Here is a 22505-nt window from a genome sequence, read left to right on the forward strand (position 1 = left end):
AACCTTTTTTTATTGATAGAATTAATTCTTATAAGTTAGCGTCTGTAAGTGTCCATGTTAAATCTGATGTGTATTTTTCTGCGACTTTTTTGCTATCACCAGGGATAGCTAATTTAACAGAAGCTTTAGCTTTATCAGCGTCTTTAGTTGCATTACCGAATGCTTCAACCCAAGTACCAGAACCTTCGCCATCTTTAGCTTGCATAACAACTTTATCACCTGATGCAGAAGAAATTGCAAGGTTATCTGTTAAAATTGATGGTGCTGGTTTTGTACCATTTTTATCAGCATTATTTGCTTCAGGGTTAGATAACGTAATTGTTGTGCCATCTAATACTGATTTTGTTGTTTCACTTGTAAATGCTTTTGATTGTTGAACTGAAAGTTTCCAGCCAGATACTGTACCACGGTTATCTGAAACTTGTAAGAAGTTTGCAAGGTCTTTTTTAGTTCCAGCTGTTGGGTTATCTGTTGTTGCTGCAACTAATTCCGAGTTATATGTTGTATCATTACCTGTTACTTTTTGTGTACCAAAGTTAAAGTTAGAAACGTAGTCAATTGCTAATGGGCCACCAGTACCTGGGTTCACTGGGTCTGTTGGATCGATAGTATGTCCTGGATCTGTTGGATCAGTAATACCAGGGTCTGTTGTTCCGTCATTTTTAGTCAATTCAACGTTACCATGTGATACATAATCTTTTGTTTCTGATGCGTTAGCTGTTGTAACAGCTGTTCCTGTAATACCTAATCCAAGTAATGCAGCGAATAATAATTTATTTGTTTTTTTCATAATATATATTTCCCCTAATCTCTTTTTTTATAGTTTAGCATCTGTCAAAGTCCATGTTAGTTCAGACTTATAAGCCCCTGCTACTTTTTTCGACTCAGCTGGAACAAACAATGAAATACTTTGTTGAGCAGCTGTATTATCTTTACCAAAACGATCCGTCCAGGTCCCCATACCATTGTCCAACTTAGCTGTCATCACAGTAACTGCCTTACCATCTGGCTTAATTGCTGCTTGACTATCCGTCGGTCTATGCAGGTTACTACCATTAACAACACCATTCATCAACGTGATAACCGTTCCATCTAATTTATTTTTACCATTCATAAATGGATTGGTCTGTGCAACGGTTAATTTCCACCCTGCATTTGACCCACGGTTATCCGTTATCTGAACATAGTTTGGATAATCTCCGACTTTACCGTTCTTATCAGCTAACTGGTCAAGTTGTGCATAATAAACACTATCTTTACCAGAAATTTTTTGTTGACTGAATTGTAAGTTCGAAACGTAATCAATCGATAACGGACCTGGCGTCCCCGGATTAACAGGTCTAACTGGTTTTACCGGATCCGTCGGATTAATTGGATTAACAGGTCGTGTTTCATCAGTACTTCCAACTAACTCAATAGTCGCATGCGATTGATAGCCCACTGTATCGCTTGCTGAAACTTGCGTTACGGCGAAACCAACAGGTACCATGCTTCCTAAAAGAATCCCCATAATTGTACTTCTTTTTAGCATCGTATTTTCTCCCCTCGTAAGATTTTGGTAGTTTTTAATATTAGCAATATGCTAACGATTAACATTAATTAAACAAGGTTTATGAATGTGGCGTATCCGCTAATGTCCATGTTATTTCCCCTGTATAGTCCCCTGCTTTAAGCAAAGGGTTATTTCCATTAAGTTGAACGATAATTCCTTTGTCGTTTGCCCAACTTACTTCTTGAGTTACCTCAGATTGCCCTGAACCAACTTCTGCACTGTTTGATTCTATATCTTGCGATTGACCAGATGCATCTATATATGTCAATACACCATTTAACTTAACGTTAGCATCGTTATGCTCCGTTAACGGTGTTGTAAGTTGAGCTGTTAAGGTCCAAGCTTGTTTACCCGCGTTAGAAACTTGTACGCTATTAACATGAGGATCAGGGTCACTACGTTGAACTTTAAAGTCTTCTCCGCTGTAAGGTAACGTAACACCTAAAAAAGAACCGTAATTAGTTGCCCCAGGTCCTTCTGTAATTTTCAATCCACCTGTAACTTCAATGTTAATGGTCTTTTTTAAACCATCCGAATTTTTGATAACTGCCTGATAAATACCATCAGTTGAAGTTTGTTTAAGTGTCGTTGAATCAACGCTTACTTTAGATTCAGCACCAGTTGCTAACAACCATCCTTTAGCTTCACTAGTCTTTAGAATTAATGCAGTCAACTCATCAGTTGTTAATTTTTGAATATCTGCCTGCTTTACGCCAAATCCTTTTGCATAAAGGGCAGAGACTTTATCAGTTGCAGTGTCATCATCAGTTACAGTAACTGGTACAGCTACTTTTGCGATTTCATTTGGTTTAACTGCAATATCTGTTAAAAGCATATCTTGGATGTAAAATCCTACTGTTTTATTATCAAGTGGTTTACCTGATGGATTTGTCCCATCAACAGTTAGTGTATGTGCATTAACTGTTGGTTGATTAATAATTGTCAAATCTTTAATCAAATCCGTCTCGCCTGTCTTAACCGTATCGCCAACTTTGATTGTTTGTGGGATAGCAATTGCGCCTAATTTGAATACGTTAACAGTTATAGTAACTGGTTTTTCTTGACGGTTATTACCTGGATCAACTGCCGTAACTAATAGTTCATTTTTACCTGGACCTAGTTTAGACATATTAACTGGTACAGAATACGGTGTAGGATTCTTCACATCCACTGTAATAGTATCGTAAGGATTCTTTTCTGACGTTCCATCTGGATACCCGATTTCAATATTTCCTTTTGTATCATCTGAATCAGTAACATCTCCTGTAATCTCAACACCTTTTTGATCAGCGTAACCGTTAATTATTGTATTTTTAACTGTCGCAACGGGAGGAGTACTAGGTGTTGTCTCTTTATAAGTAAGGTAAGACCCATTAACAAGTGTTGCACCTGGAGCTAAATCAACTTGATTAGCTTTCATAATGTACGCACTATCATCACCAATTGTTTTACTTGGATTACTAATATTTTCAATTCCAATATTAGTGTTTGCTGCTGAACCTTCCATACCTGTCCCGGCTACCCCCCCTTTAAAGTAGTTATTAAAATTAGCGGGGTTTAGAATCTTATCTTGAGAACCGCCCGTATAATTTGTCCAACCACCCAAAGTAGCATTAGACTCTGGATCTTTCAATCTCACATCCAAAACATGCTTCTGACTAGTACTATCCCCAATCATTTTAAAGCCATCATTAGGTCCAATACTCTGTAAAGGAACTTTATCAGAATCTACAAAAGTATCATTTGTTTCCAAGGCACCTATTTTTTGTGAATCTGAATTATTATTTGTAATACTAAAGTAACGGTAAATACCACCAGTCCTACCATATACTGATTCAAAAGTATAACTAACTTTGTACTTACTATCATACATAGTTGCTTTAAATCCCGTGTTCATACTATTTTTATAAAGATGATAATCAGTAATTGACCCATCTAAAAGTCCACCCTCGATACCAGAAATACCGTTGTCTAGGTAAGCTTCATTCACATTATAACCACGAGCTATTTTGTCGCCCATAATCAGCCCGTGTATAATCGATGGACGCGGATTTTTTCCGGTAGTATACGTATATGACCAAGATGGTAAATTAGGTGAACTATTATTGCTTGCTCTATCTGCGTCATTATTATTCGTCAGTTCACTAGGCTGAAAAGGTTCAATACTATTTCCAAAGTACATAACTGGTTCATTAGGCTTATCAGATCTCCCCGATTGTGAAACAAACGTCTTTGCTACATCAGCTGCGTAATCTTTTGTTTCCCATTTAACAGTAGGTAGAATTTCATCTTTTGGTCCAACATATCCAGCTGCTCGAGTGGTAGCTCGAGTACTTCGTTTAGTTTTTTCTGATGATTTAGCTTTTATTTTTAATTCACTTTTTTTAGTTGTTGATTTAGTTTCTACAGATTCACTTGATAGCGCCTTTTTTTCTGATTCACTTGATTCTTTAATCGTTAACTTACTTGATGTTTCATCTGATGATTCGCTTGACATACTGCTCTCATCGGTTTTAGCAAACACACTAGGTTCTCTATGGCTAGCTCCCCCAGCTAACAATCCTGCAAAAACAGCACTTGTCATAATTGTTGCCGAAACCCATTCTTTTTTTCTGTTTTTATACTCTCTCATTTTTTAGCCCTCCCCAATCCTTGCTTTTAACTTATTAATTATTTTATCAATTTAGTCTATTTGATTTCACTAACATATTGCCAATTCACTACTATCCCCTATTTATCTAGCTATTTCTATTAACTTTTATCAAATATACCTTTTAGCAAAGTTAAAAATTCAACATGTACATGCTTTGTCTTTGATTAACATGTACATATTATATCTTCAATGGTGTACGATGTTAAATCAAATTTTTTATTTTTTTAAAAATATTTGAAAATTAAACAAATAATAATTATTCATAAGTTTTATCTCATCATAAAACGAAAATTATTAAGCCACTAAAATACGAATAAAATTTAGTTATCATTAATTTTTATTAAAAAAATCCATATCAATACTTAGCAGTATTGATATGGATTTACTATTATTTGGGATTGTTATTTAGTTCATAATTAAACTGCTAAAAATATTCAAATCATTTAAGATTAAATTAGAAACTATAACATTAAGGTGTATTCTCTAGTGTCCATGTTATTTCCCCTGTATAGGCTCCAGCTTTAAGTGATGTATTACCTCCGTTAAGTTGAGCGACAATTCCTTTATCCTTATCCCAACGGACTTCTTGAGTTGCCTCAGACTGTCCTGAACCAACTTCTGCACTACTTGATTCTATATCTTGTACACCATTAGCTGAATTTACATACTCCAAAACACCAGTTAACTTATCATTAGCACTATCTGTCAAACCTTTTGTAAGTCGAGCAGTTAATGTCCAAGCTTGTTTACCTGCATTAGAAATATTCACACTGCTATTGGTACTAGAATCACTACGTTGGAGATCAAAATTTTCTCCACTGTAAGGTAATATCACGCCACTGGAAGAACCATAGTCAGTTGCAGTAGGTGCTGATGTAATTTTTAATCCACCTGAGACAGTAATCACAATTTCTTTTGTTTGACCATCAGAATTTTGGATAACTGCTTTATAAAAACCATCACCTGAAGTTGGTTTAAGTTCTGTTGACTTAACACTAACTTTAGATTCGGCACCCGTCGCTATCAGCCAGCCTCTAGCTTTACTATTATTCAAGATTAATGTATCTAAATCACCAGTTGATAAGTTTTGAATATCCGCTGTTTTTAATTCAAATCCCTTGGCATAAAGAGCAGAAGTTTTGTCAAATGCAGTATCACTATCAGTTACGGTAACGGGTACAGCTACTTTTGCGATTTCATTTGGTTTAACTGCAGTATCTGTTAAAAGCATATCTTGAATGTAAAATCCTGCTGTTTTATTATCAAGTGGCTTACCTGATGGATTTGTTGTATCCATTTTTAAGGTATGTGCATTAACTGTTGGTTGATTAATAATTGTTAAATTCTTAATTAAGTCCGTTTCGCCTGTCTTAACCGTATCGCCAACTTTGATTGTTTGTGGGATAGCAGTTGCACCTAATTTATAAAGATTGACTGTTACCGTAACAGGTTTTAACTGTTCTACTTCACTATCGTCAACAGCTGTCACTATTATCTTATTTGAACCTAATTTTAATTTAGAAGTGTCAATGTTTGCACTATAATCAGCACTAGTATCTACCTTACCTGTGTCGTACACATTCTCTGTTGTTCCTGACGTTGACCCATCTGGATAGGTAATTTGAATATAACCTTTACTGCCATCCTTATCTAAAACCGTTCCTAAAACTTTAGGCCTATTAGTTTGACTTGCATAAGCATTAATCGTTTGTTCTTTTACACTTGCAACAGGTGCAACAGCTTCCTTATAAGTTTGATAAGAACCCGTTACGAGTGTTCCTCCTGGTTCCAAAGTTTTCGGATTAGCTTTTATTATGAACCCACTATCGCCTTTAAATGGGTTATCTGGATTCTTAATATTTGAAACGGCAATAATTTTATTATGTGGTGATTTTTCCATTCCAGTTCCAAGTGCACCACCATTGAAATAATTATTTAAATAACCAGTATTCATAACATTTGGTTCATCTCCGCCTGTGTAATTCGTCCATCCACCTAATTTGGTATTATTTCTTGGATCATTTAATTTGAAATTTAAACTATGTGCTGACCCAACCATTTTGAATCCTTCATCCGGGCCTAAGCTTTCAATGGTAACAGCATCCTCATCAACGAATGTATCGACGCCCTCAATAGCTCCAACTGCACGAGCCGTTGTGTCATTGTTAGTAATACTAAAATAGCTATAAACACCGCCACTAGCATCATAAACTTCCTCAAATGTATAACTTAATTTATACTTTGTATCATACATAATTGCCTTAAATCCAGTACCTGTTTTATTTTTAAAAAGTTGATATCCAGTGATATCCTTACCTTTAACTGCAGATTCAATTGTATAAGGAATTGATGAAAAGGATGATACCAACCCGTATCCACGATTACCTGGGACACTATTATTAATAATAATTCCATAAGATTTCCTTGGAACAGGATTTATTCCAGTATCAAACATGTAGGCCCAACCAGACTTATTAAGACCACTGACGGGATCATTATTTAATAACTCATTCATTTGAAAAGGAAAATAATTATTTCCAAAATATAATACAGGTTCGCCAGGTTTATTCTGTGAACCCGACTGTGAAACAAATGCCGTTGCTGACTCCGCTGAATAATCTTTTGTTGTATCCCAGTAATCATCAGGAAATACATCATTTGCTGGTCCAACATACCCAGCTGCTCTAGTACTTAGTTTAGCTTTTGCTGACGGTTTAGCTTTTGTTTTTGATTCACTTTTTTTTATTGTGATTGATTTAGTTTTTAGAGAATCACTTGATATCGCCTTTTTTCCTGATTCACTTGTGGCGTTATCTGATGACTCACTTGACATACTGCTCTCATCAGTTTGAGCAAATACACTAGGTTCCCTGTGACTGGCCCCCCCAGCAAATAATCCTGCAAAAACAGCACTTGTTATAAGTGTTGCTGAAATCCATTCTTTTGTTCTACTGTTATGTTTCCTCATCTTTTATCCCTCTCTAATGCTTAATTATCTTATTTATTTGGTCTTACTATCATATCGTTAAGTCATTGTCATCCCCTATTTTTCTAACAATTCCCATTAACTTTTAGTAAAGTGAAGATACAATATGTACATACTACATCTACAATTATTATGTACATATTGTATCTTCAATGGTGCACAATGTTAAATCACATTTTTTACCTTTTTAAAAATATTTGAAAATAAAAAAGTTATTAATTAAAAGATAATATCCCTTAATTAATAACTTTTTCATTTAAATTATTTAATTTTTTGTTGATACTTTCTTTTTAATCTTCGATTAATCCATAATATAACAAAAACATTAACGATTATCAGTACGAACAAGAGTAATATCCAATAGATCCAGTAATTTGTTTGATCGATTGTAACATCCTTCTCATTCAATATTCTTGCTTTTGATCCACTTACCGTAAATTTCTGTTTAAAATGCCATGCCTGATTTTTAGAAGTCATCTCTGCACTAAGTTCGTAGGTACCACTTTTGAGTAATTCACCAGCAGCTAATGGAATTGGAAAGGTAACCGCACTGGTTGGGGCAATTTGCATGTCCTTATTACTTGCTCGATATAATACTTTTGAACTACCTAACCGTCTGACTTGTGTATTTATTTGAACTTTATTTAAAAACATAGCGCTCTGATTTTCAAATCTCGCAGCAATCACATTACGTGCATTAATTTGTGTGATATCAACCGTTTTTAATTTTACTTGTGCGCTAGTTACAGGTTGTTCTCCATGGAATATTACCGCAGTCGTATATAAATAACGATTATCAATAACCGCTCGTTCTGACTTTGTTTGAGACTGAGCATCATTGTCTTCAATCACCGATATACCTCCCGCAACGACACCTGCAAAAGTCGTATTGGGTAACGCAACATCCAAAGTAACTATTTTTTCACTTTTTGCAGGAACAGTTATACGATTCTGACGAGCTCTAACTGCTTTTACCACTGAGAACGGCTGTTGTGCCAATACTTTACTTTGTGATTCCGCGTACTCCACAACCCCATTATAGTTTGTTGTTGCATCCTTAATGAGGACTTCAAACGTTAGTGATTTATCAATAAGATTAGCTACCTTAATTTTCAGCTGTGTTTTAGTTCCTGGTGCTGCTTTTAAATCAAAATAAGTTTTTTTCTTATCTAATTGATAGTCAGATATCATAGGTTGAACAGAAAAGTCAACTTGGCTGGCATTAACCTGCTTAATGTCCACTCCGAATAAAAATAAAATACTGAATAAAAATAAATAGCCGAATCTTTTAATAAATTTTGTGGTTATCATTTCATTATTATTCATTTGATGGCACATCATTTAATGACCATGTAATTTCACTACGATAGACATCTGTCATCTTAGTTGCCTCACGGGGAATATTCAAAGCGATACTATTTCCTTTAGTTGCCTCATTCCCAAAACGGTAAACCCAAGTGCCGTATCCTTCATCACCTTTTGCGGCAACGACTACTTTATTAGCTCCTACAGACAAATCAAAATTTTTCTTATAAAATCCAGGTTTTTTATCCGCAGAAATGGAAACAAGTTCACCATTACTAAAACTAAGATAGGCACCCGTTAACGATTTATGCGTCTCTTCAGATTCAAATTGGCGACTCTGTTTAGCTTCAAGCACCCAACCATTTTCAGTTCCGCTAAAATTTGAAACTTGAACGTAATTGGGTGTGCTTGCCCCTGTTGCCATATCTTGCGCTTTGGCATAACTTTTTTTATCATTCGAATCAATTTTAGTTGTATTGAAACTAAGGGAAGAAGCAAAATCGACTGTTGTTGCTCCAGATTGAAAATCCATAGACAAATCGGATTGCGCACTACCACGATTAGTTTTCGCCGCTTGAATCGTTGCCTCAGATGCAGTCATATAGAGACCTAATAGTGTTACAAAGGCGCTTAATACTATTTTATTCATAAAGATTTCCCTCTCCCTGTCTAAAAAAATTACTCTTCTGTTATTTCTATAATTTGAATACATATATTAATGACATGTTATTTTATATCACCACTTTTGTCAATTTTTTTAAAAATATGATAATTATTGATTCTAGATTTATATGCAAACCGTTGGCAATTCCCCTATAATGGATAGTACATACTCTTTAATGAGGAGGAATCGCGATAAATGGACTTTATATTTAACAAAGATGATATTCGTAAGTTAGAATTATTTTCTTATCTTGAGAATACTTATGACCAATCTGCTTCGCAAACAGACATCCAAAAACATTTTAAATGGTCAAAATATTATACAGCAACAACTATCAAGTCTTTAGAAGAAGATCTTGTCACTGAAGGATTAGACGATTACTATTTATTAAAAGTTAGCAATAACAAAGTAAGTCTACAAAAAAATGGCTTAGATTCCATCGATCACCTATTACTTCTATACGCTAAGCAGTCACCTCAATTTTTGATGCTGAATGCGCTATTTACTAACCCTAATTTTAGTATAGAATCCTTCACCGAATCGTTATTTTTAAGTGAAGCAACTGGTTATCGGACCAAGAAATTTTTAGATGATATGTTACAAAAATTAGGCTTTAAAATCACTAAAAACTTCCAATTAGTAGGTCCTGAAGAAAATATTCGCTTATTTTTTTATAACCTTTATTTAGCTGTCTATAAGAACTACAACTTCCCATTTAATGAAGAAGTTGATCGTAATTCTAGTTTATTTTCTAACCAATTAATTTCTAGCTTAAATCTTGATCTCACACAAATACAATTATTGAAACTAAAGTATTTTTCAGCTGTTCTCATACAAAGTTTAGCTTCTAATCGAAATGATACTAATCGTTTTGCTGATGTTAATTTTGCTAATTCAGACTCAATCATGTCCAATATTCAAGACTGTCTTCAAGAAAATCCAGGTATTAATGGACTTACGGATGAACAGTTATCAATTGAAACAGTATTTGTTCTAAATTTCCTTTATATGGAAGACATTGTTGACGTTACATTTAATAACTCATCTTTCTTTTCACAAATTGAATCACTCAATAATTTTGTTATTAAAGACTTACAAAAGTTCTTTGATATCACATTAAGTGAACAAAGTTATATGACATTATTTGACGAATTATCTCGTATTCATTTTTCTAGTTACCATAGTGCCCAAATTGATTTTAGTTGGCAAGTTGCCGTAGATAATACTATTTTAAAAGAAAATTATAGTTGGTTTTATATCTTCGTTGACCAATTGATAACTAACTTAACAACGAATGTACCGGATATTTTCAAAGAAAAAAACATTAACATGGCCCGTTTAAAATCAGAATATCTTTTCTTATTCATTCGTTATATTGATTTACCAACCGTTTCAAAACCGGTGCATATAACAATTGATTTTTCAAAAGGGAGTAACTACAATGATTTAATTCACAAAAATCTTGATTCAATGCCCTTCTTTAATTTGGAAGTTAACTACAAATTAACAGATCAAACCGATATTTACCTTTCTGACTTCTTGATGGCAGATGTCCCCAGTCGCTACCTAATCTGGAATAGTCCACCATTAGCTTCTGATTGGGAGATATTTGCTAATATGGTTGTGGCTATTCGAACAGATAGTCAGGAGGATATCACTAATGCATAAAAAGTTTAGAACATCCCGCCTAACTAGAATTTCCTTAGCCTCAATCGTAGCTAACTTGTTCATTTTATCCATGTATGTACCCAAACAAATTAAAGCAACACCGCGAAGCGATAGTGAAGATTCTCGTGTAGCTCCTGTGAATCCAATGGATCCCAGAAAAAATGCAGAACCTGTGTCCCCTAAGGTTTCGGCACCTAAAAAACAAAAACCTCGTAAGGTTAAGAAAAAAGTAACAGATAAATCACCAATCGCTTTTGTTTCAACGCAACATTCTGTAACACCTATTAAACCACCTGTAGCCCTTTCAGTATCTTATTCTGGCTACTTGGTTCGTCATTTATCAGGGAACCTACTCTATGGTTCAAAAACAAGGTCATCAGATGCGATTATTTTAAAAGAAACTAAAGAATAAATTTAGTTTATTTTATTTGACCTTTTTTGACCAAGGGTTTAAACTAGCATTACATTAGTTCAAATGCTAATATAAAAAAAGTAAATAATAATAAATTCGGAGGTTTCTAACTATGAATATGGTTCCTACAGTTATCGAACAATCTGCCGGTGGCGAACGTGCCTATGATATCTACTCTCGTCTTTTAAAAGACAGAATCATTATGTTATCTGGTGAAGTTAATGATGATATGGCAAATGCTATTATCGCTCAATTACTTTTCTTAGACGCTCAAGACTCAGAAAAAGATATTTCAATTTACATTAACTCACCCGGTGGTTCTGTTTCAGCCGGTTTAGCTATCTACGATACAATGAACTTCATCAATGCTGATGTTCAAACAATCGTTATGGGTATGGCTGCTTCAATGGCCAGTGTATTGGCAACTGCTGGTACAAAGGGTAAACGTTTTGCATTACCTAACTCAGAAATTATGATTCACCAACCACTTGGTGGCGCTCAAGGTCAAGCAACAGAAATTGAAATTGCTGCTGCACATATCTTGAAAACAAGAACATTGATTAACCAAATTTTAGCTGATGCAACTGGTCAAGATATTAAAGTTATCGATAAAGATACAGATCGTGATAACTTTATGACTGCTGATCAAGCAAAAGAATACGGTTTGATTGATAAAATTATGACTAACAAAAAAGGGCTTAAATAAGCTTTAACGTTTAAGGACACTAACAAGTTAACTTTTGTTAGTGTCCTTTTTTTGAGCGGATAATTATTCAGATGAACCCGTCTTATGCTATACTGACGCTAATAAATGAAGACTGGACTGATAAAAATGGATATTTCAATTATTGATGCTTCAAAAGTAAATCGGGACTTTGGACTTGTGATTGGTAACTCTGACGCGCCAAAAACAATTATTGAGTTTATTAACCTACGTTGCCCCTACTCAAAAGAATGGTTCGAAAAATCTAAAGAGACTTTAGATTCTTATGTTGCAAACGGACGTGTAAAACGTGTCATCAAACTTTTTGATAAAGAAAAAGAATCCTTACAACGTGGTAATGTTGCTCATCATTATCTTCCTTTAGATAATCCGCAAAAATCTTACGATTTAATAACTGAATTATTTAAAACGCAAGATACGTGGAAAGACTTAACACTGGATGAGGTTGCTGCCTATATGGAAAAGACCTTTAGTTTAACTGACGTTTCTGATAAAACTTACATTAACTCAATTATCGCTGAAGCTAACGACGCAAATATTCAATTTGTACCAACCGTTATCGTTGACGACCATATTTTTGATGAATCAATTGATCTAGCTACCTTAAAATCATATTTAGATAAATAAAAAATACGCATATAATTAATAGCTAAGATAAAAGCTATCAGTTATATGCGTATTTTATTTGGTTAACCTTTTAATCCTTTAGATTGTCTGACCATATCTTCAACAACAACATCAAAGATTTCTCCAAGTCCAGCACAATATTCTAATATTTCCCACGGCGCATTCGTATGGAAATGCAGTTTCATTAAATCAGAATCTCCCGCAACAAGTAAACTATCACCTTTGAATTGACGTAAAATCTTATCGTTCAATTGGTCCTCGTCTAATGTACTACCTTCTATTAGTAGTTGCGTATCATATTTAAATGTTATCATGCTATCTCACCTCTTTAAAATTTCGTTTATTTTTCACCAATTCGAACTTTTTCAGCAAATTCGTTAATTTTTCGTAGCCGATGATTAATCCCAGATTTTGAAATTGGACCACCTGGTACTAAATCACCTAATTCTTTCAAACTAACTTCTTGATGAACCAGACGTGTTTCAGCAACTTCTTTTAATTTAGAAGGTAATTGCCCTAAACCAACAGAATGTGCAATAAACTCAATATTAGCAATTTGTTTATTCGCAGCATCCGCCACTTTATTCATATTAGCTGTTTCGCAATTAACCATGCGATTAACTGAATTACGCATATCGCGGACAATCCTAATATCTTCAAACTTCAACATAGCCGTTGTTGCGCCAATTAATGACAAGAAATCAGCAATTTTTTCTGCTTCTTTTAAATAAACGATATAACCACTTCGACGTTCAGTCATTCTAGCGTTGAATCCAAATTTATTAATCATTTCGCAAATTGTTTGATTATGTTCTTCATAGACTGAGTAAATTTCCAAATGATAACGGCTTGTTTCAGGATTATTAACAGAACCACCTGCCAAAAATGCCCCACGTAAATATGAACGCATCATCATATCATCATGGGCCAACAGATCCATTGGTACACCCATTTTAAGTTGCATATCTTCAATGATATCCAGGTCTTTTAAAACAAAATCACTACCTGTTTTTAAACGTACAATATAAATATTATTTTTCTTTAATTTCATTTTACGACGAACTAATAGTTCACTTGTAATGTCATAAAATTCATTTAAAAGTTCATAAATCCGTCTCGCAATTGCGGGATTCTCAGTCTGAACATTTAAAACAAATTGATGATTAATAATACTCAAAGACCCATTCATTCTAATTAACGCCATTAACTCTGCTTTAGCATTATTTTTTCTGACTTTGAGGGTCGTTAATTCTTTTTTCACTTCACTTGCATATGACATTCTTTCACCTTATCTCTGTACTAAATAGTCTTTCTATGTCTTAATTCGCGATTTGGTCGACCAACTAAACGGATTAATTCTTCAACGACTTTATTGCCATCATGGAAGACACCTTGATCTTTTAATTTTAAGAAGTTAGATGAAATCACTCGACAATGTTGTTCCCTTAATCCATTAAAGTCATGTTCAACTTGAATTAAATTCTCATCATATTTTTCTTTATCCATATAACCTTCAGGAACCGGTGCCGTATTCACAAGCACTGTATTCACAAAACATTTACCTAGGTGCCCATTCAAAATACGCACATGATCAGCATCAGTAAAATGTTCTGTTTCACCCTTTTGCGTCATAATATTACAGATATAAACAACTTCTGCTTTTGTTTCAGACAGTGCCTTACCCACATTACCAATAACTAAATTAGGCAAAATACTTGTGAACAAACTCCCAGGTCCAAGGACAATTTGGTCTGCTTCAAGAATAGCTTGAACAACTTCTGGTACAGCTTCTGGCACACTAGTTTCACTTTTTTCACTTGAGGTTACCCAAACACGCTTAATTGATTTTCTAGCGGCAGTTATTTCTGCTTCCCCCGCTAAAAAAGTGCCATCAGAAAATTCTGCATTTAATACTAACGGTTCATCCGCAACGGGATAGACATGTCCATCAACTCTCATCATTTCTGATAATTCTTGGACAGAAGCAAAAACACCATTTTTCATTTCAGTTAGTGCTGCAATAATTAAATTACCAATCGCATGTCCTGCAAAAAATCGATCGGACGTATCAAACCGATACTGGAATATATCTAAATATATTTCTGGTAACTCAGATAATGCGGCAATAACATTACGAATATCACCAGGCGGCACAACATTCACGTAATCTCTGATAATACCTGACGAACCACCATCATCAGCAACCGTTACAATCGCCGTGATATCAGCATTTTTATCTCTTAAACTTTTTAAAATAACGGGTAGCCCTGTTCCGCCACCAATAACGACTATCTTAGGTCTATGTCCACTTCTCGTCATGATCGATTGACCGATTCTTTACTTTTATTAATATCACGGTGTGTAACGTTCACCGGATAGTTAATTTTCAATTCTTCACTCAATCTTTTAGCTAAAGCAACTGAGCGATGTTGTCCACCAGTACAGCCAATCGCAATCGTTAAATTGGTTTTACCTTCAGCTTCGTAGCCAGGTAAAATTGACTCAATTAACGATTCAAATTTGGTATAAAAACCTTCTGTAGCTGGTTGTTTCATCACATAATCATAAACTGCCTTATCTAAGCCAGTTTGTGGTTTTAATTCTGGAATATAGTGTGGGTTAGGTAAGAAACGGACATCCATCACGATATCTGCATCGATAGGTAGGCCATATTTAAATCCGAATGATAAGACTTCAACATGAAAATTAGCTGTTTCTCTGGTTTCAAAATTATGAAAAATCTCTTCACGTAACTGACGTGGTGACAAATTAGTCGTATTAATCACTAATTGTGCTTGTGTTTTAATATCATTTAATAAGTCACGTTCTTTTTCAATGCCATCCATCAGACGGCCTTCCATTGCTAACGGATGCGCACGTCTTGTTTCTTTGTAACGAGAAACTAATTCTGCATCTGATGCGTCAAGAAAGACAATTTTAGTGGTTACAAATTCAGTGTTATCAAATCCTGATAACATTTCGATAATTTCATCATAAAAAGCTCTTGATCTTAAATCCATAACAAGGGCAATTTTTGAAATTTTACCTGACTCTTTTACCAACTCCCAGAACTTAGGTAATAAAGTTGGTGGTAAGTTATCAATACAAAAATAACCTAAATCTTCAAAACTTTGCATTGCGACCGTCTTACCGGCCCCACTCATCCCTGTAATTACAACTAGCTCTAACGTATCTGTCATATTCATTCCTCCAAATCTACTATAATTATTATAACATACCTGGTGTTTCTTTTGTATCTGCGCACAAAAAAAGAGTTGTTTCCAACCCTATATCGTTTCACCAAATATTTTCATTTTAATTGCTTGGCCCGTTGGTGTACTAGCTAATCCACCAATCCCAGTTTCTCTAAGCGAGCTCGGCATACGTTCGCCAATGTCTTTCATAGCCATAATAACTTCATCAGCTGGTACTTTGTTAGATAATCCAGCAAGTGCCATATCTGCTGCCGTTAAAGCATTCACGGCTCCTATTGCATTTCGCTTGATACATGGAATTTCAACTAATCCAGCAACTGGATCACAAACCAGTCCCAATAAATTACTAAGTCCCATCGCAAAAGCCTCTGCACATTGTTCCGGCGTTCCACCAGTAACCTCAACGGCGGCAGCTGCTGCCATTGCTGATGCACTGCCGACTTCTGCCTGACAGCCACCAGTCGCTCCGGCAATCATGGCATTATTTGCCACGATCATTCCAAAGGCACTTGACGTAAATAAAGCTTGTAACATCTTTTCATGTGATAAATTTAATCGTTTTTGTATCATGAAAATAACCCCAGGCAACGTTCCAGATGAACCTGCAGTCGGTGTCGCACAAATAAGTCCCATCGAAGCATTGACTTCATTAGTCGCAATTGCATATTGCATCGCCTCTAAGTTAGCATCCCCAGATAAAGAGTGCCCTTTCTCACGATATTTCCGTAGTAAGACCGCATCTCCACCCGTTAATCCCGTTGCTGAAGAAACGCCTTCACCATTTGATCCCTTTTCAATCGCTTGCTTCATCACTTCAAGATTAGCAGACATTTTTTCAATGATAACGTCTCTAGTTTCACTTGATTGCGCCATTTCTTGTTCAATCATTAATTCTGAAACTAATTTGTGTTCTTTATTAGCAGTTGAAACTAACTCAGCAATACTTTTATACAAGATGGAACCTCCTATTTTAAATAAATGAGATTGTGCGTTAATAATCGCAGTTGCTTAATATCAGTCTCAGTAATATTCTTGGATAAATCATATTCATACATAATATCCTCTGGCATTAACTCAGATTCACTTTGCATAACAATAGTTGTCGATTTTTCGATTTGTTTTTGAATTTTATTTTTATTTACTGGATTAGCTTCCAACACTAGTATCGGTAAACTACCCTTTGGAAAAAATTGTTGTTTTTTTATAGTGAAAGCCCTAATTTCAATTGTGCCACCACCAATTGAGCAACCCATTAATTCGATTTTTTTTGTCTCATTTTCAATCGTTAATTTAACACTATTCGGATGGTTAATTGGACTTGGGTGTGCATCTTCAATAAACTGAATCTCAATCCCCATTTTTTCCGCAATCTGAATTGACTGTGGGCAACGGACATCATCAGGTTCAAAGCCTAATACCCCAGCAACGGTCGCAAAATCAGTCCCGTGCCCGCGATGTGTTTTTGCGAATGATTCATAATAGCGAACTTTTAATTTAGTGATTCTCCCATTAAATAATTGAAATCCAACCTTACCGATTTTAGCGGCACCAGCTGTATGTGAACTAGATGGTCCGATCATAACAGGTCCAATAATATCAAAAACACTCTTATAGTTATTGCCCATGGTCAGCCGTTCCTCCAATTTATTTTATGTCTTCTTTAAAGTTAACACTTTTTAAAAAAAAAGGAATAAAAAAAAGCCAGATTTTCATCTGACTTCTTAATTTATTTATTCATTCTCGCACGATCACGTTCTAAGATTGGTTTTAAATAGTGTCCCGTATAACTTTCAGGCACTTCAGCAATTTCTTCTGGTGTTCCAGTCGCAAGAATCGTTCCGCCACCTTCGCCGCCTTCTGGACCTAAATCAATTAAATAGTCAGATGTTTTAATCACATCTAAGTTATGTTCAATAACCAAGACTGTGTTACCCGCATCAACCAAACGATTTAAAACGCTAAGTAGGCGTTTAATGTCATCTGTATGCAAACCAGTTGTTGGTTCATCAAGAATATAAAAACTCTTACCATTTGATTGACGATGTAATTCAGAAGCTAACTTCATCCGTTGCGCTTCACCACCTGATAATGTTGTTGCCGATTGGCCTAACGAAACATAGCCCAAACCAACATCAACAATTGTCTGCAGTTTACGTCTGATTTTAGGAATTGGTTCGAAGAATTTCAAAGCTTCGCCAACTTTTAAATCTAAAATATCAGAGATTGTCTTACCTTTGTAAGTCACTTCAAGTGTTTCAGAGTTATAGCGTGCCCCGTGACAAATTTCACATGGCACATAGACATCTGGTAGGAAATTCATTTCTATTTTAATAATCCCGTCACCTTTGCAGGCTTCACAACGTCCACCTTTGACATTAAAACTAAAACGACCTTTTTTATAACCACGTAATTTTGCTTCGTTAGTTTCCGCAAATAAATCACGAATATTATCGAAGACGCCTGTATAAGTTGCGGGATTACTTCTCGGTGTTCGACCAATTGGACTTTGATCAATATTAATAACACTTTCAATATTTTGAACACCAGAAACTGATTTATATTTACCTGGTTTTTCAGAATTTCGATTTAACTTTTGTGATAATACCTTTTTCAAAATACCATTCACTAAAGTTGATTTACCGGAACCTGAGACACCTGTAACTGAAATGAATTTACCTAAAGGAAAATCGACCGTTACATTTTTTAAGTTATTCTCTTTTGCGCCGGTAATTCGAATCTTCTTACCATTGCCAGCACGTCGTTCATCAGGTAATGATATAAATTTCTTTCCTGATAAATATTGTCCAGTTAATGATTTGCGACTCTTTTTAACTTGTGTGGGCGTTCCAGCAGCAACAATTTCACCACCTAATTCACCAGCACCAGGACCAACATCAATTAAATAATCAGCAGCCATCATGGTATCCTCATCATGTTCAACCACAATTAAAGTATTACCCAAATCACGCATTTTCTTAAGTGATTCAATTAAGCGATCATTATCACGTTGATGCAACCCGATTGAAGGTTCATCTAAAATATATAAAACACCCGATAAATTAGAGCCAATTTGCGTGGCTAGTCGAATCCGTTGTGCTTCTCCACCTGAAAGTGTTCCTGCAGAACGTGATAATGTCAGATAATTTAAGCCAACATTTTGTAAGAATGTTAAGCGGTCACGAATTTCTTTCAAAATAGGTGCTGCAATAATTGATTCTTTTTCTGACAAGTTAACGTTATCAAAGAAAGGTAAGCCGTCACCAATTGAAAGTGCGGAAATTTTACCAATATGTTGGCCATTAATTTGGACGGCTAATGCTTTACGATTCAAGCGGTAACCGTGACATGTTTGACACGTTAAGCTGGTCATATATTTACGCATTTGTTCACGCGTAAAGTCACTATTAGTCTCCGTATGACGACGACTAATATTTGTAATAACCCCTTCAAATAATGCATCTACATCACGAACGCCACCAAAGTCATTAGCGTAATGGAAATGAAATTCACGTGTTCCAGCGCCATTCAAAACAATATCACGTTGTTCATCTGTTAACTTTTCAAATGGCACATCCATTGGAATTCCAAAAGCTTCTGCAGCTTGGGCTAACATCGATGGGTAATATTGCGAACTAATAGGATTCCATGGCTCAATTGCCCCTTCTGCTAGCGTTTTAGTTGGATCTGGAACGACTAAATCTTCATCGACTTCTAACTTCATTCCTAAACCATCACAAGTTTCACAAGCACCAAATGGTGCATTAAATGAGAACAAACGTGGTTCTAATTCTCCAACTGTAAATCCACAAATAGGACATGCATAATGTTCGGAAAATTGAATTGTTGCACCATCTGTATCACCATCAAGAATATCTGCAGTGGCGTAGCCAGAAGATAAACGTAATGCTGCTTCAAATGAATCAAATAAACGTGAGCGAATGCCCTCTTTGACAACAATCCGATCAATCACAATATCAATAGAGTGTTTGACCTTTTTTTCAAGATCAAATTCTTCATCAATATCATGAAGCTCGCCATCAACTCGAACACGGACGAATCCTTCTCGTTTGATCGTTTCAAATATCTTTTTATGTTGTCCTTTTTTATTGCGAATAATAGGTGATAAAATTTGAAGTTTTGTACGCTCTTTTAACTCTAAAACACGGTCAACCATTTGTTCAACGGATTGACTCGTGATTTCATGACCATCATTTGGACAAATTGGATGTCCAACTCTAGCCCATAATAATCTTAAATAATCATTAATTTCAGTGACTGTCCCAACTGTTGATCGTGGGTTTTTTGAAGTTGTTTTTTGGTCAATCGAAATAGCAGGTGATAACCCATCAATTGAGTCAACATCTGGCTTATCCATCTGCCCTAAAAATTGACGTGCATATGCTGATAAACTTTCAACATAGCGACGTTGTCCTTCAGCATAAAGTGTATCAAAAGCTAATGAGCTTTTCCCTGATCCTGAAAGTCCCGTAATCACAACTAATTTATCTCTTGGGATAGTGACATCCACATTTTTTAAATTATGCGCACGCGCACCATGGATCACAATTTTATCATTTTTCAAGAAATATCCCCCTATTTATAACATTTGTGTTTTTAATTCTAATACCGTATCACGCAATGATGCAGCTGTTTCGAAATCTAATTTTTTAGCTGCTTCTTTCATTTGTCCTTCTAAGCGATCAACCATATCTTGTTGTTCCTTTTTATCCATATCCAAAAATTCAGTTTCGGTAAAGGTTTTAACAGTTCCTGAATTATCTTCAATTTTTGTTGGCGTAATTAACTCACGAATGGCTTTTTTAATCGTAGTTGGCGTAATATGATGTTCCTCATTATATGCCATTTGGACATCACGGCGGCGTTGCGTTTCTTCCATTGCGCCCTTCATTGAATCCGTCACTTTATCAGCATACATAATCACTCGTCCGTTTTCGTTACGAGCTGCACGACCAATTGTTTGAACTAGAGAACGTTCACTACGTAAGAAACCTTCTTTATCGGCATCTAAAATTGTCACTAATGACACTTCAGGAACATCAATACCTTCACGTAATAAGTTAATTCCAATTAAAACATCATATGTGCCTAAGCGTAAATCGCGAATAATTTTCGTTCGTTCCATCGTTTTAATATCACTATGCAAGTACGCAACTTTCATCCCCAACTCTTTCAAATAATCAGTTAAATCTTCTGACATTTTCTTGGTTAATGTTGTGACAAAGACACGTTCATTGCGTTCAATACGTAAATTAATTTCGCCAACTAAATCATCAATTTGGCCCATAATTGGACGAACTTCAATGATTGGATCTAGTAATCCAGTTGGTCGAATAATTTGTTGAACAACATCTGACGTCCGTTCCATTTCGTAAGGTCCTGGTGTTGCAGACATATAAATGACTTGATTAACGTGCTCTTCAAATTCCGCAATCGTTAATGGTCGGTTATCCAGTGCACTAGGTAAACGGAATCCGTAATCTACTAACATTTGTTTACGAGCGCGATCACCATTGTACATCCCTCGAATTTGAGGCATGGTTACATGAGATTCATCAACTACGATCAAGAAATCTTTGGGAAAGAAATCAATTAATGTATATGGAGGTTCGCCAGGTTTACGTCCATCCATATGGCGGGAATAGTTTTCAATTCCGGATGTATAGCCCATTTCACGTAACATTTCTAAATCATAAGTAGTTCGTTGATCGATACGTTGGGCTTCTAATAATTTATCTTCATCTTTTAATTCTTTTAATCGATCAGCCAATTCAACTTCAATACCTTCAATGGCATGATCCATCACATCATCATTCGTCATGAAATGCGTTGCGGGGAAAATAGCCATGTGTTCAAGTTCACCCATAACTTCACCTGTTAATGAATCAACTTCACGAATACGATCGATTTCATCGCCAAAAAATTCAATACGAACAGCTTTTTGATCACGAGATGCTGGGAAAATTTCCACAATATCTCCATGAACTCTAAACCGACCACGTTGAAAATCAATATCATTTCGTTCGAATTGTATATCGACTAATTTTCTAAGTAAATCATCACGTTCCATTGTCATTCCAGTACGCAATGAAATAACATGATCACGATATTCTGTTGGATCACCTAATCCAAAGATACTTGAGACAGATGCAACAACAATCACATCATTACGTTCTAATAATGAACTTGTTGCAGAATGTCGTAATTTATCAATTTCATCGTTAATACTGGAATCTTTTTCAATATACGTATCACTTGAAGGAACGTAAGCTTCTGGTTGGTAGTAATCATAATAACTCACAAAATATTCCACCGCATTATTCGGGAAGAATTCTTTTAATTCACCATATAATTGTCCAGCCAATGTTTTATTATGCGCAAGGACTAATGTGGGACGATTAACTTCTTTAATCACATTTGAAATGGTAAACGTCTTACCCGTTCCCGTTGCACCCAGTAATACTTGTTCTTTTTTACCATCATTTAATCCATCAACTAAAGTTTTAATCGCATTCGGTTGGTCTCCAGTTGGTTCGTACTTTGAAACTAAGTCAAAAACGCCATCATCATGTCTATCAATCAAGTTAACCCCTCCAATACAATCATTTTTAGAAATTAAAAAAAGCCTGGAATAACCTACCCAGGCTCATTTAAAAATGATTATTCTCTACTAATTATATT

At 35.4% G+C, this 22505-nt stretch carries 18 protein-coding genes; 4 read left to right on the top strand and 14 right to left on the bottom strand.

Annotated elements, in window-relative coordinates; genetic code table 11:
* Positions 1 to 28: 28 nt before the first annotated feature.
* From AC1RPX_RS04050 to AC1RPX_RS04075, 6 genes are all read right to left on the bottom strand, one after another.
* Complete coding sequence (locus AC1RPX_RS04050) at positions 29 to 790, bottom strand: WxL domain-containing protein (protein ID WP_481761468.1); 762 nt, start codon at positions 788 to 790, stop codon at positions 29 to 31.
* A 27-nt stretch (positions 791 to 817) separates the two neighbouring features.
* The gene (locus tag AC1RPX_RS04055) at positions 818 to 1531 is read right to left on the bottom strand and encodes a WxL domain-containing protein (protein WP_481761469.1); all 714 of its coding nucleotides are present in this window, start codon (positions 1529 to 1531) and stop codon (positions 818 to 820) included.
* Between the two features lie 79 nt (positions 1532 to 1610).
* A complete protein-coding gene (locus AC1RPX_RS04060) occupies positions 1611 to 4184 on the bottom strand; it encodes a hypothetical protein (RefSeq protein WP_481761470.1) in 2574 nt (857 codons plus the stop codon).
* 490 nt (positions 4185 to 4674) lie between these two features.
* Positions 4675 to 7173, bottom strand: a complete 2499-nt coding sequence (locus AC1RPX_RS04065; protein ID WP_481761471.1) for a hypothetical protein — start codon at positions 7171 to 7173, stop codon at positions 4675 to 4677.
* Between the two features lie 279 nt (positions 7174 to 7452).
* Positions 7453 to 8517: a WxLIP family cell surface protein gene (locus AC1RPX_RS04070; RefSeq protein ID WP_481761472.1), complete on the bottom strand. Its 1065-nt coding sequence runs from the start codon at positions 8515 to 8517 to the stop codon at positions 7453 to 7455.
* On the bottom strand, positions 8510 to 9145 hold the full coding sequence (locus AC1RPX_RS04075) for a WxL domain-containing protein (RefSeq protein ID WP_481761474.1): 636 nt from the start codon (positions 9143 to 9145) through the stop codon (positions 8510 to 8512). Before AC1RPX_RS04075 ends, AC1RPX_RS04070 begins: the two co-directional genes overlap by 8 nt.
* Positions 9146 to 9355: 210 nt before the next feature.
* Here AC1RPX_RS04075 and AC1RPX_RS04080 point away from each other — a divergent pair, with 210 nt between their 5' ends.
* From AC1RPX_RS04080 to AC1RPX_RS04095, 4 genes are all read left to right on the top strand, one after another.
* Complete coding sequence (locus AC1RPX_RS04080; protein ID WP_481761475.1) at positions 9356 to 10828, top strand: helix-turn-helix domain-containing protein; 1473 nt, start codon at positions 9356 to 9358, stop codon at positions 10826 to 10828.
* Positions 10821 to 11240 (top strand): hypothetical protein, encoded by a 420-nt coding sequence (locus AC1RPX_RS04085; protein WP_409022196.1) that lies wholly within the window; start codon positions 10821 to 10823, stop codon positions 11238 to 11240. Before AC1RPX_RS04080 ends, AC1RPX_RS04085 begins: the two co-directional genes overlap by 8 nt.
* A 112-nt stretch (positions 11241 to 11352) precedes the next feature.
* A complete protein-coding gene (gene clpP / locus AC1RPX_RS04090) occupies positions 11353 to 11946 on the top strand; it encodes an ATP-dependent Clp endopeptidase proteolytic subunit ClpP (RefSeq protein WP_409022195.1) in 594 nt (197 codons plus the stop codon).
* Positions 11947 to 12072: 126 nt separating this feature from the next.
* On the top strand, positions 12073 to 12591 hold the full coding sequence (locus AC1RPX_RS04095) for a DsbA family protein (RefSeq protein WP_481761625.1): 519 nt from the start codon (positions 12073 to 12075) through the stop codon (positions 12589 to 12591).
* 62 nt (positions 12592 to 12653) lie between these two features.
* On the opposite strand, the gene AC1RPX_RS04100 is transcribed toward AC1RPX_RS04095, so the two are convergent.
* The 8 genes from AC1RPX_RS04100 to uvrB form a co-directional block, all read right to left on the bottom strand.
* Positions 12654 to 12905 carry a kinase to dihydroxyacetone kinase gene (locus tag AC1RPX_RS04100; protein WP_481761476.1) on the bottom strand — a complete coding sequence of 84 codons (252 nt, stop codon included), beginning with the start codon at positions 12903 to 12905 and terminating at the stop codon, positions 12654 to 12656.
* A gap of 26 nt (positions 12906 to 12931) precedes the next feature.
* Positions 12932 to 13870: a DNA-binding protein WhiA gene (whiA, locus tag AC1RPX_RS04105; protein ID WP_409022193.1), complete on the bottom strand. Its 939-nt coding sequence runs from the start codon at positions 13868 to 13870 to the stop codon at positions 12932 to 12934.
* Between the two features lie 20 nt (positions 13871 to 13890).
* Positions 13891 to 14910: a gluconeogenesis factor YvcK family protein gene (locus AC1RPX_RS04110; protein ID WP_409022192.1), complete on the bottom strand. Its 1020-nt coding sequence runs from the start codon at positions 14908 to 14910 to the stop codon at positions 13891 to 13893.
* On the bottom strand, positions 14907 to 15791 hold the full coding sequence (gene rapZ, locus AC1RPX_RS04115) for an RNase adapter RapZ (RefSeq protein WP_481761477.1): 885 nt from the start codon (positions 15789 to 15791) through the stop codon (positions 14907 to 14909). The genes AC1RPX_RS04110 and rapZ overlap by 4 nt, the downstream gene beginning before the upstream one ends.
* Positions 15792 to 15878: 87 nt before the next feature.
* Entirely contained in the window at positions 15879 to 16760 is an 882-nt protein-coding gene (gene sdaAA, locus AC1RPX_RS04120) for an L-serine ammonia-lyase, iron-sulfur-dependent, subunit alpha (RefSeq protein ID WP_481761478.1), read from the bottom strand.
* An 11-nt stretch (positions 16761 to 16771) separates the two neighbouring features.
* Positions 16772 to 17431 (bottom strand): serine dehydratase beta chain, encoded by a 660-nt coding sequence (locus AC1RPX_RS04125; RefSeq protein ID WP_481761479.1) that lies wholly within the window; start codon positions 17429 to 17431, stop codon positions 16772 to 16774.
* A 101-nt stretch (positions 17432 to 17532) separates the two neighbouring features.
* Positions 17533 to 20388, bottom strand: coding sequence for an excinuclease ABC subunit UvrA (uvrA, locus tag AC1RPX_RS04130; protein WP_481761480.1), 2856 nt, complete (start codon positions 20386 to 20388; stop codon positions 17533 to 17535).
* A 15-nt stretch (positions 20389 to 20403) separates the two neighbouring features.
* The gene (gene uvrB, locus AC1RPX_RS04135; protein WP_481761481.1) at positions 20404 to 22407 is read right to left on the bottom strand and encodes an excinuclease ABC subunit UvrB; all 2004 of its coding nucleotides are present in this window, start codon (positions 22405 to 22407) and stop codon (positions 20404 to 20406) included.
* Between the last annotated feature and the right edge of the window lie 98 nt (positions 22408 to 22505).

This window comes from Dellaglioa sp. CoH-56-MRSF-14 (assembly GCF_056782115.1).